The sequence below is a fragment of the Paracoccus sp. PARArs4 genome, assembly GCF_947311865.1.
Lineage (GTDB): Bacteria > Pseudomonadota > Alphaproteobacteria > Rhodobacterales > Rhodobacteraceae > Paracoccus > Paracoccus zeaxanthinifaciens.
Map to the genome: position 1 here is coordinate 209,737 of NZ_CAMZMW010000001.1, position 14,048 is coordinate 223,784.

The 14,048-nt window shown below is 66.4% G+C and carries 12 protein-coding genes and 1 other RNA gene; 4 read left to right on the top strand and 9 right to left on the bottom strand.

Going from position 1 to position 14,048, the window contains the following annotated elements:
• Positions 1-65: 65 nt before the first annotated feature.
• From QMZ16_RS01100 to QMZ16_RS01135, 8 genes are all read right to left on the bottom strand, one after another.
• Complete coding sequence (locus QMZ16_RS01100; RefSeq protein ID WP_282601775.1) at positions 66-836, bottom strand: squalene/phytoene synthase family protein; 771 nt, start codon at positions 834-836, stop codon at positions 66-68.
• Positions 833-2,242 (bottom strand): cysteine--tRNA ligase, encoded by a 1,410-nt coding sequence (cysS, locus tag QMZ16_RS01105; RefSeq protein ID WP_282601776.1) that lies wholly within the window; start codon positions 2,240-2,242, stop codon positions 833-835. Before cysS ends, QMZ16_RS01100 begins: the two co-directional genes overlap by 4 nt.
• Before the next feature lie 30 nt (positions 2,243-2,272).
• Positions 2,273-3,496, bottom strand: a complete 1,224-nt coding sequence (locus tag QMZ16_RS01110; RefSeq protein WP_282601777.1) for a glycosyltransferase — start codon at positions 3,494-3,496, stop codon at positions 2,273-2,275.
• Positions 3,493-5,115, bottom strand: coding sequence for an ABC transporter ATP-binding protein (locus QMZ16_RS01115; protein ID WP_282601778.1), 1,623 nt, complete (start codon positions 5,113-5,115; stop codon positions 3,493-3,495). Before QMZ16_RS01115 ends, QMZ16_RS01110 begins: the two co-directional genes overlap by 4 nt.
• Entirely contained in the window at positions 5,112-6,215 is a 1,104-nt protein-coding gene (locus QMZ16_RS01120; protein ID WP_282601779.1) for an ABC transporter permease, read from the bottom strand. The genes QMZ16_RS01115 and QMZ16_RS01120 overlap by 4 nt, the downstream gene beginning before the upstream one ends.
• Positions 6,215-7,294 carry a microcin C ABC transporter permease YejB gene (locus QMZ16_RS01125; protein ID WP_022707508.1) on the bottom strand — a complete coding sequence of 360 codons (1,080 nt, stop codon included), beginning with the start codon at positions 7,292-7,294 and terminating at the stop codon, positions 6,215-6,217. The genes QMZ16_RS01120 and QMZ16_RS01125 overlap by 1 nt, the downstream gene beginning before the upstream one ends.
• Before the next feature lie 108 nt (positions 7,295-7,402).
• A complete protein-coding gene (locus QMZ16_RS01130) occupies positions 7,403-9,253 on the bottom strand; it encodes an extracellular solute-binding protein (protein ID WP_282601780.1) in 1,851 nt (616 codons plus the stop codon).
• 162 nt (positions 9,254-9,415) lie between these two features.
• A complete protein-coding gene (locus tag QMZ16_RS01135) occupies positions 9,416-9,970 on the bottom strand; it encodes a cytochrome c family protein (protein WP_282601781.1) in 555 nt (184 codons plus the stop codon).
• A gap of 122 nt (positions 9,971-10,092) precedes the next feature.
• On the opposite strand from QMZ16_RS01135, the gene QMZ16_RS01140 reads away from it, so the two are divergent.
• A complete protein-coding gene (locus QMZ16_RS01140; RefSeq protein ID WP_282601782.1) occupies positions 10,093-10,944 on the top strand; it encodes a prephenate dehydratase in 852 nt (283 codons plus the stop codon).
• A 12-nt stretch (positions 10,945-10,956) separates the two neighbouring features.
• Here QMZ16_RS01140 and QMZ16_RS01145 read toward each other — a convergent pair whose 3' ends face one another.
• Entirely contained in the window at positions 10,957-11,406 is a 450-nt protein-coding gene (locus QMZ16_RS01145) for an SRPBCC family protein (RefSeq protein ID WP_022707512.1), read from the bottom strand.
• Between the two features lie 305 nt (positions 11,407-11,711).
• Here QMZ16_RS01145 and ffs point away from each other — a divergent pair.
• The 3 genes from ffs to QMZ16_RS01160 all read left to right on the top strand — a co-directional run bounded on the left by ffs (position 11,712) and on the right by QMZ16_RS01160 (position 14,013).
• An RNA gene (gene ffs, locus QMZ16_RS01150) (signal recognition particle sRNA small type) lies at positions 11,712-11,810 on the top strand.
• Positions 11,811-12,033: 223 nt separating this feature from the next.
• The gene (locus tag QMZ16_RS01155) at positions 12,034-12,774 is read left to right on the top strand and encodes an acyltransferase (protein WP_282601783.1); all 741 of its coding nucleotides are present in this window, start codon (positions 12,034-12,036) and stop codon (positions 12,772-12,774) included.
• Positions 12,775-12,801: 27 nt separating this feature from the next.
• Positions 12,802-14,013 (top strand): acyltransferase family protein, encoded by a 1,212-nt coding sequence (locus tag QMZ16_RS01160; RefSeq protein ID WP_282601784.1) that lies wholly within the window; start codon positions 12,802-12,804, stop codon positions 14,011-14,013.
• The last annotated feature ends 35 nt before the right edge of the window (positions 14,014-14,048 follow it).

Sequence of the window (14,048 nt, forward strand, 5' to 3'; positions counted from 1 at the left end):
TCCTTGTTCCGCCTCTCATTCCTTCCACAGGGATCGTGCAAGGTGAAGCGATTCTTTCGCGCGCCTCAGCGCCACCAGCGCCCGGTCAGCCCCAGCCGCGCAAGCGAGGCCCGCCGCTGGAAGGGCGAGATGCCGGGCGTCTCGACGAAGGGATCGACGCGCCCCGACGCGATCTCGGACAGCAGGCGCGGCACGCGCGGCCCGGGATAGAGCGCGGGCGCCGCGCGGCCCTTGATCCGGCGGTGCCTGCGCGCGGCCAGCCGCAGCGCATCGCGCGCGGTCCCCGCCAGCGCGCGCGCCGCATCGGGATCGGGCTGCGGCAGGCCCAGCCCCATTGCCTGCAGCTTGGGCAATGCGCGCAACCATGCGGCAAGTCCCGCCCCCCGCGCCTGAAGCGCCACGATGTCCATCGCGCCTTCGGGCGTGCCGCAATGGCGTGCGGCGGCGGCCATCAGCGGCCCTGCCGTCGCGTCGACATAGGCGATGACGGCATCCGCATCGCGCAGCGGCTGCCGCTCGCAATCGCGCCGCCGCGCTTCGGGCAGACCGGACAGCGCCCCCGCCCCCTGCCCCCAGGCATCCCAGAGCGGCGTCAGAACGTCGTGCAGCGGCGGGGGCGTGCCGCAGCCCATCTCCTCCAGCCGGTCGATCCACCATTGCAGGCGGATCTCGGCCAGGCCCGGCTCGTTCGACTGGAAGGGCGCGCGCGCCACCTCGAGGTTCAGCGCGAAAAGCGTCAGAAGACCCGCACGGTCCTGCGGCTGCGCGGCAAGGACGGCCCCGAACCGGTCGGGGTCGTGCTCGCGCAGTGCCTCGGTGCAGGCCTCCAGCGTCACGCGCCCAGATCCGCCGCCAGCTTCGCCAGCGCATCGGCGTCGAAGCCCGTCGACAGCGACCATTCCGGCCCCTGCGGCGTATCCTTGACCTCGACGCCCACGGCGGCAAAGCCGTCACGGATCGCGTCTGCGCGGGCGAAATCGCGCGACTTGCGGGCCTCGGCGCGGGCGGTCAGCAGGCTGTCGATCAGCGCCGCCGCATCGTCGCCGGCCTCGGTCCAGGCGCCCATCTCCGGCAGCAGCAGCCCCAGCATCCGCGCCGAGGCCAGAAGCGCGGGCGCATCGCCCTGCCCCGCCAGATCGTGCAACGCCGCAATCGCGCCTGCGGTGTTCAGGTCGTCGGCAAGCGCCTCCAGAACGGCAGGCGCAGGGCTCGTCGCGGGTTCGATGCCCGCGACGAGACCACGCCACCGCCGCAAGGTCGCGTCAGCTTCCCGCGCCTTCGCCTCGGTCCAGTCCATCGGCTTGCGGTAATGGGTGGACAGCATGACGAAGCGGATCACCTCGCCCGGCACGCCCTTGTCCAGCAGGTCCCGCACGGTGAAGAAATTGCCGAGCGATTTCGACATCTTCTTGCCCTCGACCTGCAGCATTTCGTTATGCAGCCAGATATTGGCGAAGGATGCCTGCGGATGGGCGCAGCAGCTCTGGGCGATCTCGTTCTCGTGGTGCGGGAATTGCAGGTCGATCCCGCCGCCATGGATGTCGAAACTGGGCCCCAGCAGCGCCGCCGACATGGCCGAGCATTCGATGTGCCAGCCCGGACGCCCGCGCCCCCAGGGGCTGTCCCAGCCCGGCAGATCGTCGGTCGAGGGCTTCCACAGCACGAAATCCATCGGATCGCGCTTGAAGGGTGCGACCTCGACCCGCGCGCCCGCGATCATGTCGTCGACCGAACGCCCCGACAGCTTGCCGTAATCCGGGAAGGACCGCACGTCGAACAGCACATGCCCCTCGGCGGCATAGGCGTGCCCCTTGGCGATCAGGTCGGAGATCATCTCGATCATCTGGCCGACATAGGCGGTCGCGCGCGGCTCGTGGTCGGGACGCCCCGCCCCGATCGCGTCCATGTCGTCGTGATACCAGCCGACCGTCTCCTCGGTCCGCTCGGCGATCAGCTGTTCCAGCGACAGCGGGCTTCCGGCGGCCTTGCGGCGCTGCGCCTCGGCGTTGATCTTGTCATCGACATCTGTGAAGTTCCGCACGTAAGTCACTGCATCAGCGCCATAAACATGGCGCAGCAGCCTTACCAGGACATCGAAGACCAGCACGGGGCGGGCATTGCCCAGATGCGCGCGGTCATAGACGGTCGGCCCACACAGATACAGCCGCACGTTCGACGCGTCGATGGGCGTCATCTCCTCTTTCCGGCGTGTGCGGGTATTCGTCAGGCGGATCCGAACCATCTTGGCCCTCTTTCGTGAAGTCGTGGGGGTTTACCGCATCGGCCCGAAGCTTTCCACCCAGTCGATCTGGCGCGGAAGGCACAGGCTGCGCAGGTCATAGCCCTTGCGGATGGTGGTCCGCGCGGCCTCTCGCAGGCGGGGCGCGTCGGGATCGCCCGCCAGCCCGCGCACCAGCGCCGTGGCCAGCGCATCGCGGTCGAAGAACGGCACAAGACGCCCGTTCTCTCCGTCGCGGATCAGTTCGCGCACCGGTTCGGTATCCGACCCCACCACATAGGCGCCCGCCGACATGGCCTCGGTCAGCGACCAGGACAGCACGAAGGGATAGGTCAGATAGCAATGCACCCGCGCCACCTGCAGCAGCGACAGGTAATCGTCATAGGGCACCCGCCCCAGGAAATGCACGCGCCCGAGGTCCAGATCGCCGCCGACCTCGGCCAGCAGCTTCTCCTTCCAGCTGCCCGCGTCATGGGGCTTGCCGCCATAGCTGACGCCCTCGGACCCGATCAGCACGACCTGCGCATCGGGCCTTTCGCGCAGCACCCGCGGCAGCGCCCACATGAAGACGTGGAACCCGCGGTAAGGTTCCAGCGACCGCGACACGAAGCCCAGCACCTCGTCGCCCGCGCGCAGCACGCGCCCGTCGGGCAGCGTCAGGGCGGCATCGGGGTTCGGGGCCACGCGGTCCGTGTCGATCCCGTCATGCATGACGCCGATCTTGCCGCGCAGTTCCGGCGGAAAGCTGTCGGCCTGGTAACGCGTGGGCGCGATTGCCGCGTCGGCCTGCAGAACGCCCTGCAGCAGATGCGCCGACCGCGCGACGGTCAGGAAGCGCGTCTCGTCGCGGGCGGGGCTGATCTCGGGGTCGAAGCCCACGTCGTGGCCGCGCGTGCGGTACATCAGCTCGGCATAGACCAGCAGCTTCGCCTCGGGCCAGATCTCGCGCAGGAACAGCGTCTCGCCCCAGCCCGGATGGCCGATGATCACGTCGGGATGGAAGCCGTGCCGGTCGCGCATGGCGCGCGCGCCCCGCGCCGCCAGCAGCCCGCGTTCGGCATGGTCGCTGTAGGTCCGCCCGAGCGCGCTGTCGGTCTGCACCTTCTCGGGCGACTTGTAGCGCAGGACGCGGACGGGGCTGGGCCGCTGGTTGCGTTCGTCGGTCAGGGCCACGACCTCGTGACCGCGTGCCGCGAGGGCCGGGGCAAGATGCGGAAACTGCCCCGGAAAGTTCTGGTGCACGAAGAGGATCTTCATCCGTGGCCGCCCGCAAACGCCGCCTGCAGCAGCGTCCTCGTGTATTCGTGCGACGGGCGGTCATAGATGGCTTCGGTCGGGCCCTGTTCGATCACCTCGCCGGCGCGCATCACCATGATATGGTGCGACATGGCGCGGACGACGCGCAGGTCGTGGCTGATGAACAGGAAGGCCAGCCCGTGCTTGCGCTGCAGGTTGCGCAGCAGCTCGACGATCTGGACCTGGACGGTCATGTCCAGCGCGCTGGTCGGCTCGTCCAGGACCACGACCTTGGGGCGCAGGATCATCGCGCGGGCGATGGCGATGCGCTGGCGCTGCCCGCCGCTGAATTCGTGGGGATAGCGGTGCATCGCCTCGGGCGGCAGCCCCACCTCGGCCATGATGTCAGCCACGAGGCGGCGGCGGTCGGTGCCCTTGTCGACGCCGTGCACGCCCAGCCCCTCGGCGATGATCTGTTCCACCGTCATGCGGGGCGACAGGCTGCCATAGGGGTCCTGGAACACGATCTGCATGTCGCGGCGCAGCGCGCGCAGCTGCGTGCCCTTCCAGCCGCGGATGTCCTGCCCCATGAACAGGACCGGCCCGTCGCTGTCGATCAGCCGCATGATGGCCAGGGCCAGCGTGGTCTTGCCGCTGCCGGATTCGCCCACGATGCCAAGCGTCTCGCCCGCCCGGACGCTGACCGAGGCGCCGTTCACGGCCTTCACATGCCCGACCGTGCGGCGCAGCAGCCCGCGCTGGATGGGGAACCAGACCTTCAGATCCTCGGTCCGGACCAGTTCGGGGGCGTCGGGGGCGACGGGTTCGGCAAGGCCCGTGGGTGCCGCGCCCAGCAGCTTGCGGGTATAGGGGTGCTGCGGATCGGCAAAGATCGCCTCGACCGGGCCTTCCTCGACGATCTCTCCGTCCTTCATGACGCAAACGCGGTCGGCGATGCGGCGCACGATGTTCAGATCGTGGCTGATGAACAGCATGGACAGCCCCTCGGCCGCCTTCAGTTCGGCCAGCAGCTCCAGGATCTGCGCCTGGATGGTGACGTCCAGCGCGGTCGTCGGCTCGTCCGCGATCAGCAATTCGGGGCGGTTCGCCAGCGCCATCGCGATCATGACGCGCTGGCGCTGCCCGCCCGACAGCTGGTGCGGGTAATCGCCCAGCCGCGATTCCGGTTCGCGGATGCCCACGCGGGTCAGCAGTTCCACGATGCGCGCGCGCGCCGCGTCGCCCTGCAGGCCCTGGTGCAGGGCGATGCTCTCGCTCAGCTGCTTTTCCAGCGTGTGCAGCGGGTTGAGCGAGGTCATCGGCTCTTGGAAGATGAAGCTGATGTCGTTGCCGCGAATGTCGCGCAGCGTCTTCTCGGGGGCGCCGACCAGTTCGCGCCCGCCATAGCGGACCGAGCCGCCGACCTGCGCCTGCCCCGCCAGAAGCTGCACCGTGGACAGCGCCGTCACCGATTTGCCGGACCCGGATTCGCCCACCAGCGCGACCGTCTCGCCCCGCCCGATATGGAAGCTGACGCCCTTGACGGCGGGCACGACGCGGCCCTCGGACCGGAAGCCGATGGTCAGGTCGCTGACCTGCAGCACGGGTTCGGCGACCGGGTTCTGATCGGGACGGCTCATCTGAAGGTCTTTCGCGGGTCGAAGGCGTCGCGGATGCCTTCGAAGACGAAGACCAGCAGCGACAGCATGATGGCGAAGGTGAAGAAGGCGGTGAAGGCCAGCCAGGGCGCCTGCAGGTTCTGTTTCGCCTGCAGCGCCATTTCCCCAAGCGACGCCGCCCCCGCGGGCAGGCCGTAGCCGAGGTAGTCCAGCGCGGCCAGGCCGCTGATCGTGCCGGTGACGACGAAGGGCAGCATGGTCAGCGTGGCGACCATGGCGTTGGGCAGGATGTGGCGGAACATGATCTTGCGGTCGCTGACGCCAAGCGCGCGCGCGGCGCGGACATATTCGAAGTTGCGCGCCCTCAGGAACTCGGCCCGGACGACGCCCACAAGCGCGGGCCAGCCGAACAGGATGGTGACGAAGACCAGCAGCCAGAAGCTGCGCCCCAGGATCGCGAACAGGATGATGATGACGTACAGGCTGGGGGTCGAGGCCCAGATCTCCAGCACCCGCTGGAAGATCAGGTCCGTCCGCCCGCCGAAATAGCCCTGCACCGCCCCCGCCGCGATGCCGATGGTCGATGCCACCACCGTCACGATCAGCGTGAACAGGATCGAGGTGCGGAAGCCGTAGATCACCCGCGCCAGCACGTCGCGCGCCGTGTCGTCGGTGCCCAGCCAGTGATCGCCATCGGGCGCACTGGGGGCCGTGCCCACGTTGTTGATCGTGCGGAAATGATAGGGGACGGGCGGCCAGATCATCCAGCCCTGCTCGGCCTTGGGCACGCCCGCGCTGCCGTCATGGACGGCCTCGATATACCCCTCGGGGTCGTCCCAGCATTCCTCGCGCCCGCCCGACACGATGAGGCACTGCACCGCCTCGTCGCGATAGATGGCCTCGGTCCCGAAATCGCCCCCGAAGGCCGTTTCCGGATAGAAGCGATAGGCCGGCACGAACAGGTCGCCGCGATAGCTGACGAGGATCGGTTTGTCGTTGGCCACGATCTCGGCGAACATCGAGACGACGAACAGGACCGAGAAGATCACCAGCGACCAGAAGGCGCGGCCGTTGCTGCGGAAGTTGCGCCAGCGGCGGCGGTTCAGTTCGGACATGGCCATCAGCCGGCCCTTTTTTCAAAGTCGATGCGCGGATCGACGAAGACATACATCAGGTCGGACAGGATCCCGACGACAAGGCTCAGCAGCCCGAAGACATAGAGCGTGCCGAATATCACCGGGTAATCGCGCTGCACCGCCGCCTCGAAGCCCAGGCGCCCAAGGCCGTCCAGCGAGAAGATCGTCTCGATCAGGATGGATGATCCGAAGAACACGCCCAGGAACATCGCCGGAAAGCCCGCGATCACGATCAGCATCGCGTTGCGGAAGACGTGGCCGTACAGCACCCGCCTCTCGGTCAGGCCCTTGGCGCGGGCGGTCATCACGTATTGCTTGTTGATCTCGTCCAGGAAGCTGTTCTTGGTCAGCAAGGTCAGCGTGGCGAAGCTGCTGATCGTCGCCGCGATCACCGGCAGCGTCGCGTGCCAGGCATAGTCCTTGATCTTGCCCCAGGCAGACAGGTCCGCGAAATTGTCCGAGGTCAGCCCCCGCAGCGGGAAGACCTGCCAATAGCTGCCGCCCGCGAACAGCACCATCAGGATGACCGCGAACAGGAAGGCCGGGATCGCATAGGCCATGATGATCACGCCCGAGGTCCAGGTGTCGAAGCGCGACCCGTCCCTGACCGCCTTGCGGATGCCAAGCGGGATCGAGATCAGATAGGCGATGATCGTGGACCACAGCCCCAGCGTGATCGACACGGGCATCTTTTCCACCACCAGGTCCACCACGCTGATCGAGCGGAACCAGCTGGTCCCGAAATCGAAGCGGACATAGTTCCACAGCATGGTGAAGAAGCGTTCGACCGGCGGCTTGTCGAAGCCGAATTCCTGTTCAAGCTGGGCGATGAATTCGGGCGGCAGGCCGCGCGCGCCCTCGTACCGTTCCTGGGATGCGCCCATCCCGGCCTCGGCCCCGCCGCCGGAAATGTTGCGCAGCGCGTCGCCTTCGCCCTGGATCTGCGCCGCGATCTGTTCGATCGGGCCGCCCGGCACGAATTGCGTCAGCGTGAAATTGACCAGCATGATGCCGATCAAGGTGGGGATGATCAGCAGCAAACGCCGCAGGATATAGGCGCCCATCAGCCTGTCCTTCTGCCCGCCCTCGGGGTCGTTCCGGGCCTTGGCGGCCCGTGTTCACTTGCCTTGCTTGTCGGCAATTCCATCACGGAAATCAAGCCGCAAGCCGTGTCACCTCAGCCCGCCCGCATCGCGCAGCGCATCCGCCTTGGCCTGGTCATACCACCAGAAGTCCAGTTCCCCCAGGTCGAAGGGCGGCAGCGTGTCGGGGCGGCCGAAGATGTCGTAATGCGCGATCAGGTGCTGGCCGTTATACCATTGCGGCACCCAGAAGCGCAGCGCACGCAGCGTCCGGTCCAGCGCATGCGCGGCGGTGGTCAGATCCTCTTGCGTGTCGGCGGCCTCGATCGTCGCGATCAGGCTGTCCACCGCAGGGTTCGCAAGCCCCATCGAGTTGAAGACGTCGTCCACATTGGCCGAGCCGAAATACTGCTGCAGGTTCGCGCCCGGGATGGCGTCCTGCCCCAGGTGGTCCGAGATCATGTCGAAATCGTGCCCGCGCTTGCGGTTCTCGTATTCGGCATTGTCCACGCGGGTGTTGCGCGCGTCGATCCCAAGGCGGCGCAGGTTCTGGACGAAGGGGTTGATCACGCGGTCGAAGGTCTGGCTGTCGTTCAGGATCTCGAGCGACAGGACGCGGCCATCGGCATTGCGGCGCATCCCGTCCGACCCCACGGTCCAGCCCGCCTCGTCCAGAAGGGCCGCCGCCTTGCGCAGGTTGCCGCGATCGGCCTGCCTTTCGCCGCTGACGGGGGGACTGACCGCATCCTCGGTCAGCACGCCTTCGGGCAGGTCGGCGGCCAGCGGCTCGAGCAGGGCCAGCTCTGCCTCGGTCGGGGGGCCCTCGGCCTCCAGCTCGCTGTTGTCCCAGAAGCTCTCGACCCGGTCATAGAGGCCGTAGAACAGCGAGGCGTTCGACCATTCGAAGTTGAACATCAACCCGATCGCCTCTCTGACGCTGATGTCCTGCCAGTCGGGGCGGCGCAGGTTCAGTACCCAGGCCTGCCCCGAGGCGATGTTGCCGTCTGGCAGTTCCTCCTTGACGACCCAGCCCTTCTGCAGGGACGGAAAATCGTAGCGGGTCGCCCAGATGATGCTGCTGACCTCGCGACGGAAGGTGTATTCGCCCGCCTTGAACGCCTCGAAGGCGGCATCGTAATCGGCGAAATACTCGAACCGGATGCGGTCGAAATTGTGCCGCCCGCGATTGATCGGCAGATCGGCGCCCCAGTAATCGGGGTCGCGTTCCCAGGTCACGTTGCGGTTGATATCGGCCTTGCCGAAGACATAGGGGCCGGACCCGATCATCGGCGTCCGCATGGGCTGTTCCAGGTCGCGGTCGTTCTCCTCGAAATCCTTGGCGCTGAAGATCGGCAGCCCGCCGACCGACTGGATCACGTCGCGGCGCGGATAATCGGGGGTGAAGTCGAAGCGGATCGTGTGATCGTCGATCACCGTGGCGCTGGCCACCTGCTGGGCGATCACCACGCGGAAGGACGACAGCCCCTTGGTGCGCAGCGTCTCATAGCTGAACAGCACGTCGTTCGCGGTCAGGGGCGTGCCGTCGCTGAACCTCGCCTCGGGGCGCAGGTGGAAGATCACCCAGTCGCGGCTTTCGGGATATTCGATGCTTTCGCACAGCAGGCAATAGGCCGCGCCCACCTCGTCGGCGGTGCCGGTCAGGATGGATTCCAGCATCACCGTGGACAGCACCGCCGCCCGCCCCCGGAAGGTGAACGGATTGTAGTTGTCGAAGCCCGTCGAGTTCGGGATCGATTCGGCGATCTCTCCGCCCTTGGGCGCATCGGGCTTCACATAGGGCAGATGGTCGAAATCGGCGGGCAGCGCCGGTTCCCCGAAGGTCCCGATCCCGTGCGAGCGTATCGTCCCTTCGGAGTCCTGCGCGTGGCCGGGCATGGCCGTTGCCATCAGGATGAGGCCGAAAAGGGCGGTGCGGCGCATGGGCGATCCTCCGGGTGCGTGGTCGCGCAAGGCTAGGCCAGCGGCGGCGACCGCTTCAAGCCGCGATTTCGTGAGGACGCGCGCCCCGAATGCGAAACGCCGCCCCAAGGCGGGGCGGCGTTCGATCGTCGCGATCCAGACGGGATCAGGAATTCTGTGAGATCAGGAATTCTGTTCGAGGAAGGCGATCAGGTTCGCGCGTGCCTGCGGATCCTTCAGGCCGGCAAAGCTCATGGCCGTGCCCGACACGACACCGCGCGGGTTTTCCAGGAACGCCTGGAGCGGCTCGGGCTCCCATGCCGGAACCTCGGCGGCGTGGTCCTGCATCGCGCCGCTGTAGCCGAAGCCGTCGACCGAGGCGACCGCGCGACCCACGACGCCGTTCAGGTGCGGACCGACGCCGTCGGTGCCGTCCAGCGCGTGGCACGAACGGCACTTGGCCCATTCACGCTCGCCCGCGGCGGCATCGGCCGATTCCATCAGCGAGGCAAAGTCGATCTCTTCCTCTTCCTCGGCGCCCCCTGCGGCGCTTTCGGGAACGGGGATCGAATAGGCCTGCGTGATCTCGCCCTCGCCATGGTCTTCGCCGTGACCGCCTGCGTGGCCGGCCGGTCCGACATGGAAGATCGCTGTCGCGGCCCAGTTCGCCAGCATCAGGAAAAGCAGGGCGCCGATGAATGCGCCGGCTGCCTTGGTCAGGGTCATGGTGTTGAACATCGCGTGCGGTCCCCGCCTTGGTAAGCTCTGCAAGTCGTTGGACATCTATCCGCTTTCGCTTTGGCTGATCAAGGTATAGTTACCAGCGCCTGGGGATATTCGACATCAGCGGGGCAGAAGCCATGACCACGAACCGCATCGCGTTCCAGGGGGAACTGGGCGCATACAGCCACGAGGCCTGCAAGGCCGCCCGGCCCGACATGGAGGCCCTGCCCTGCCGCACCTTCGAGGATGTCATCGATGCCGTGCGCAACCACGATGCCGACCTGGCCATGCTGCCGGTCGAGAATTCGACCTATGGCCGCGTCGCCGACATCCATCACCTGCTGCCGGAATCGGGCCTGCACATCGTCGACGAGGCCTTCGTGCGCGTCCATATCAGCCTGCTGGCCGTGCCCGGCACCCCCCTGTCCGAGATCCGCGAGGCCATGAGCCACCCGGTCCTGCTGGGCCAGTGCCGCGGCTTCCTGCGCGAACACGGCATCCGCGCGATCACCGGCGCCGACACCGCCGGATCGGCCAAGGAGGTCGCCTCGCGCGCGCATCCGCCGCTGGCCGCGTTGGCAGCACCCCTTGCGGGCGACATCTACGGGCTGGAACGCCTGGCCGACCAGATCGAGGACCGGTCCAACAACACGACGCGCTTCCTGATCATGTCGCGCGATCCCGACATGACGCGGCGTGCCGACCGGATGCTGACCAGCTTCGTCTTCCGCGTCCGCAACATTCCGGCCGCGCTCTACAAGGCGATGGGCGGATTCGCGACGAACGGCGTGAACATGACCAAGCTGGAAAGCTACATGGTGGACGGCGTCTTCACCGCGACGCAGTTCTATGCCGATATCGAGGGCCACCCCGAGGATGCGAATGTCGCGCTGGCCCTGGACGAGCTGCGCTACTTCACCTCGACGCTGGACATCCTGGGCGTCTATCCGGCCGACCCCCTGCGAGAGGCGCAGCTGACGGGCGAGTGATCGCCCGCGCCCTCAGGCGCGCATCAGTTCCACGTATTCGCGGATGCGCCGCTCGAAGCGCTTGTCCAGCTCGGACTTGCCCAGCTTGGCGGTCTGCAGCATCAGCCGCGCCTTCATGTTGCGCGGGCGGATCTCCAGCTCGAAGATCAACCGGGACTTGCTGCGGTTCAGCGCGACGACGGTGGCGTTGATCGTCATGTCCAGCGCCTCCGAGCGGCCCTGCATGCCGATCGCCTCGGGGCGGTCGAAGCGGTCCACCGACAGCTTCAGCTTGCGCGCCTTGCCGCGCCAGTCGAAGCCGATGCGCCAGCCCATGACGGTGCCCGGATCCTTGGCCGGGTCGATGCGCACCACGCTCGCCCCGCGAGAGATCAGCATCCTTTCCAGCGCGTCGAAGTCGCCGATGGCGGCAAACAGCTGCTCTGCAGGGATTTCCTGGTCTATACGCGTGGAGAATTTCATCCGGAACAACCCGCCTGAAGTTGATGTGCCACCGGTGCCGCCGAGGCCTTCGTCCGGCTGATAGTCCAGATTGGGATGCGTGTTCAACCAAGTCGTCAACATCGCGGCTCCTCCTCTGCGTGCACGTCGTCCCGCGTCCGTCCCCTGTCTGCAGATCTTACCCGGACTGCCCTTCATTGATGCAGTTCATCGGTACAGCCATCAACCCACGGTTGTCGCCAAAGGGATAGGTTCCTGACCGGACGCGCGGATCGACCCTTTCGCGGGGGGTTGCATCCGCATCGCAGCCGTCATATCTGACGCCCCGAGAGGTTGGCGCGGGCAAGCGCCTCGCCAACTCGGTCAGGTCCGGAAGGAAGCAGCCGTAACGAGTCCCGTTTGGGTCGTTGTCCAGCCTCTCACCCTTCAATCCATTGGCAGTCGATCCACTTGACGCGTTTCGCGAACGATCAGTCTTGCCGCGACCTTCCCCAAGGCAGAACCGGCCGAGCATACCACACATGTAGCGTGCGACGCTTTATCCGCGGGGGCAGCGCTCAAGCGGCTTGTTAAGGAAGGCCGCTTTGGGTCCTATGAAGAATGCCAGCACAGGCAGTATCTTGCCGATCGCTTCAAGAGGGCTTCAGGTTGCAAAGTTACCGCAGGGAGATCGACGGCCTCAGGGCGGTGGCGATTCTGCCCGTCCTGCTTTTCCACTTCGAGATCCCGGGCCTTTCCGGCGGTTTCGTCGGCGTGGACATCTTCTTCGTGATATCGGGCTTCCTGATCGGCGGAATCCTCTGGGACGAATTGAGCAGGACCGGTCGCATCGACCTGATCCGTTTCTATCAGCGACGCATCCGTCGTCTTGCGCCCGTCTACTTCGCGGTGATCACGGCATGTCTGATCGTCGGCTGGGCAATCATGCTGCCCTTCGACTTCCGCGCCCTGGGCAAGGAGATCATCAGCTCCTCCGTCTATCTCTCGAACGTCTACTTCTTCACGCAGGCGGGTTATTTCGACAGTGTCGCCAAGGAAAAGATCCTGCTGCACACCTGGTCCCTGTCGATCGAGGAGCAGTTCTACATCTTCCTGCCGCTGGTGCTGATCGTTCTGGCTTCGGTGCGGCGGTGGCTGCCCATGGTGCTGTGCCTGCTGGGGCTTGGGTCGCTGGTGGCCTGCATCGTGCTGACGCCGATCTCTCAGACGGCGGCCTTCTACCTGTTCCCGTTGCGCGCATGGGAGCTGCTGGCCGGCGTCCTCCTTGCGATCATGGGCCACAAACGCGGGCTCAGCTGGGATCTGCATCCCCTGCTTTCATGGGTCGGTCTTGCATTGATGGCGGTGGGCATCCTGACGCTTGACGCGGATCAGCGCTTTCCGGGCTGACGGGCACTGCTGCCGGTCGTGGGTGCGGTGCTGGTCATCGCGAACGGTCGGAATCCGAACGGCGTGAACACGTTGCTGCGCAGCCGGGCGTTGGTCTTCATCGGCCTCATCTCCTATTCGCTCTATCTGTGGCATTGGCCGCTGGCGACGCTTTGGACGTATTACTTCGGCAGCCTCGGCCCCCTTTGGCAGCGGCTTGTGCTGATCATGCTATCGCTGGCCCTGCCGACGCTCAGCTGGCGGTTCATCGAAACCCCGATGCGCCGCGCGCAGCTGTCGGTTCGCGGGCTGTTTCTGGGAACCGGGCTGGCAACGGGCACGGCGCTTGCGGCAGGCGCGGTGATTTACCTGGGCGACGGACTGGCGCGGCGTTTCCCGCCGCAGATCCTGACCCATATCCAGGCCACGCAGGATTTCAACCAGAACTGGCAGCGCTGCAGCGTGCCCCGGACCGGCGATCTGGCAGGGGTCGAGCTGTGTCCCATCGGCCCCGAGGGTGAGCCTCGCATCCTGATCTGGGGCGACAGCCATGTCCGCGCCTTCAAGGAAGGCCTCGAACAGGCGGCGTTCGACGCCGATGTTCCGGCCCTCGTGATCTGGCGCGCCGGGTGCCCGCCGCTTTTCGGGCTGGAGAAGACCGAGAACAGCACGACGCAAGCGCAGGATGCGGCCTGCAGCGATGCCAACCGCCGGATCCGAGGCGCGCTGGAAGGCTCGGACAGGTTCGATACCGTGCTGCTTGTCGGGCGCTGGACCTACTATACCGAAGGCGCCGGTATCGGGCTTGACGCGCACAACACCATCAGCGTCACAGGCACCGATCAGGCTGCTCTGTCCCAACCGCAGCTGATGCAGCGCGCCATGACGGACACCGTCGCCCGCCTGCGGCAATCCGGGCGACAGGTCTTCGTCCTTCGGCAGGTCCCCGAAATTCCGACATACGATTCCCGCATCGTGTCGCGCAAACTGGCGCATTCGGGCCTTGCCGAAGCCGAAGTGGCCGAGATCGCCAGCGTTCCGCGCGCGGCGATCGCCAGCCGCAACAGCAATGCGGATGCGATGCTGACCGCATCTGGCGCGGCGCTGCTGGATCCCTGGCCGTTGGTCTGTGACGATCAGACCTGCTCGGCCATGGCAGGCGGATTTGCCGGGTATTTCGACAACAATCACATCACGAACACCAACGCGATCCGACTGCGAGAGCTGTTCCTGCCTGTATTCCGGGCCGAAGGCGGCTGAGGCGGACATGGATCAAACTCGCATGACACCCAGAT

What these genes read in the sequence shown, in the direction of transcription:
- QMZ16_RS01115 (WP_282601778.1), bottom strand. Translation starts at nt 5,115, where the DNA reads ATGAGCCGTCCCGATCAGAACCCGGTCGCCGAACCCGTGCTGCAGGTC.
- QMZ16_RS01135 (WP_282601781.1), bottom strand. Translation starts at nt 9,970, where the DNA reads ATGTTCAACACCATGACCCTGACCAAGGCAGCCGGCGCATTCATCGGC.
- cysS (WP_282601776.1), bottom strand. Translation starts at nt 2,242, where the DNA reads ATGGTTCGGATCCGCCTGACGAATACCCGCACACGCCGGAAAGAGGAG.
- QMZ16_RS01130 (WP_282601780.1), bottom strand. Translation starts at nt 9,253, where the DNA reads ATGCGCCGCACCGCCCTTTTCGGCCTCATCCTGATGGCAACGGCCATG.
- QMZ16_RS01125 (WP_022707508.1), bottom strand. Translation starts at nt 7,294, where the DNA reads ATGGGCGCCTATATCCTGCGGCGTTTGCTGCTGATCATCCCCACCTTG.
- QMZ16_RS01110 (WP_282601777.1), bottom strand. Translation starts at nt 3,496, where the DNA reads ATGAAGATCCTCTTCGTGCACCAGAACTTTCCGGGGCAGTTTCCGCAT.
- QMZ16_RS01120 (WP_282601779.1), bottom strand. Translation starts at nt 6,215, where the DNA reads ATGGCCATGTCCGAACTGAACCGCCGCCGCTGGCGCAACTTCCGCAGC.
- QMZ16_RS01140 (WP_282601782.1), top strand. Translation starts at nt 10,093, where the DNA reads ATGACCACGAACCGCATCGCGTTCCAGGGGGAACTGGGCGCATACAGC.
- QMZ16_RS01145 (WP_022707512.1), bottom strand. Translation starts at nt 11,406, where the DNA reads ATGAAATTCTCCACGCGTATAGACCAGGAAATCCCTGCAGAGCAGCTG.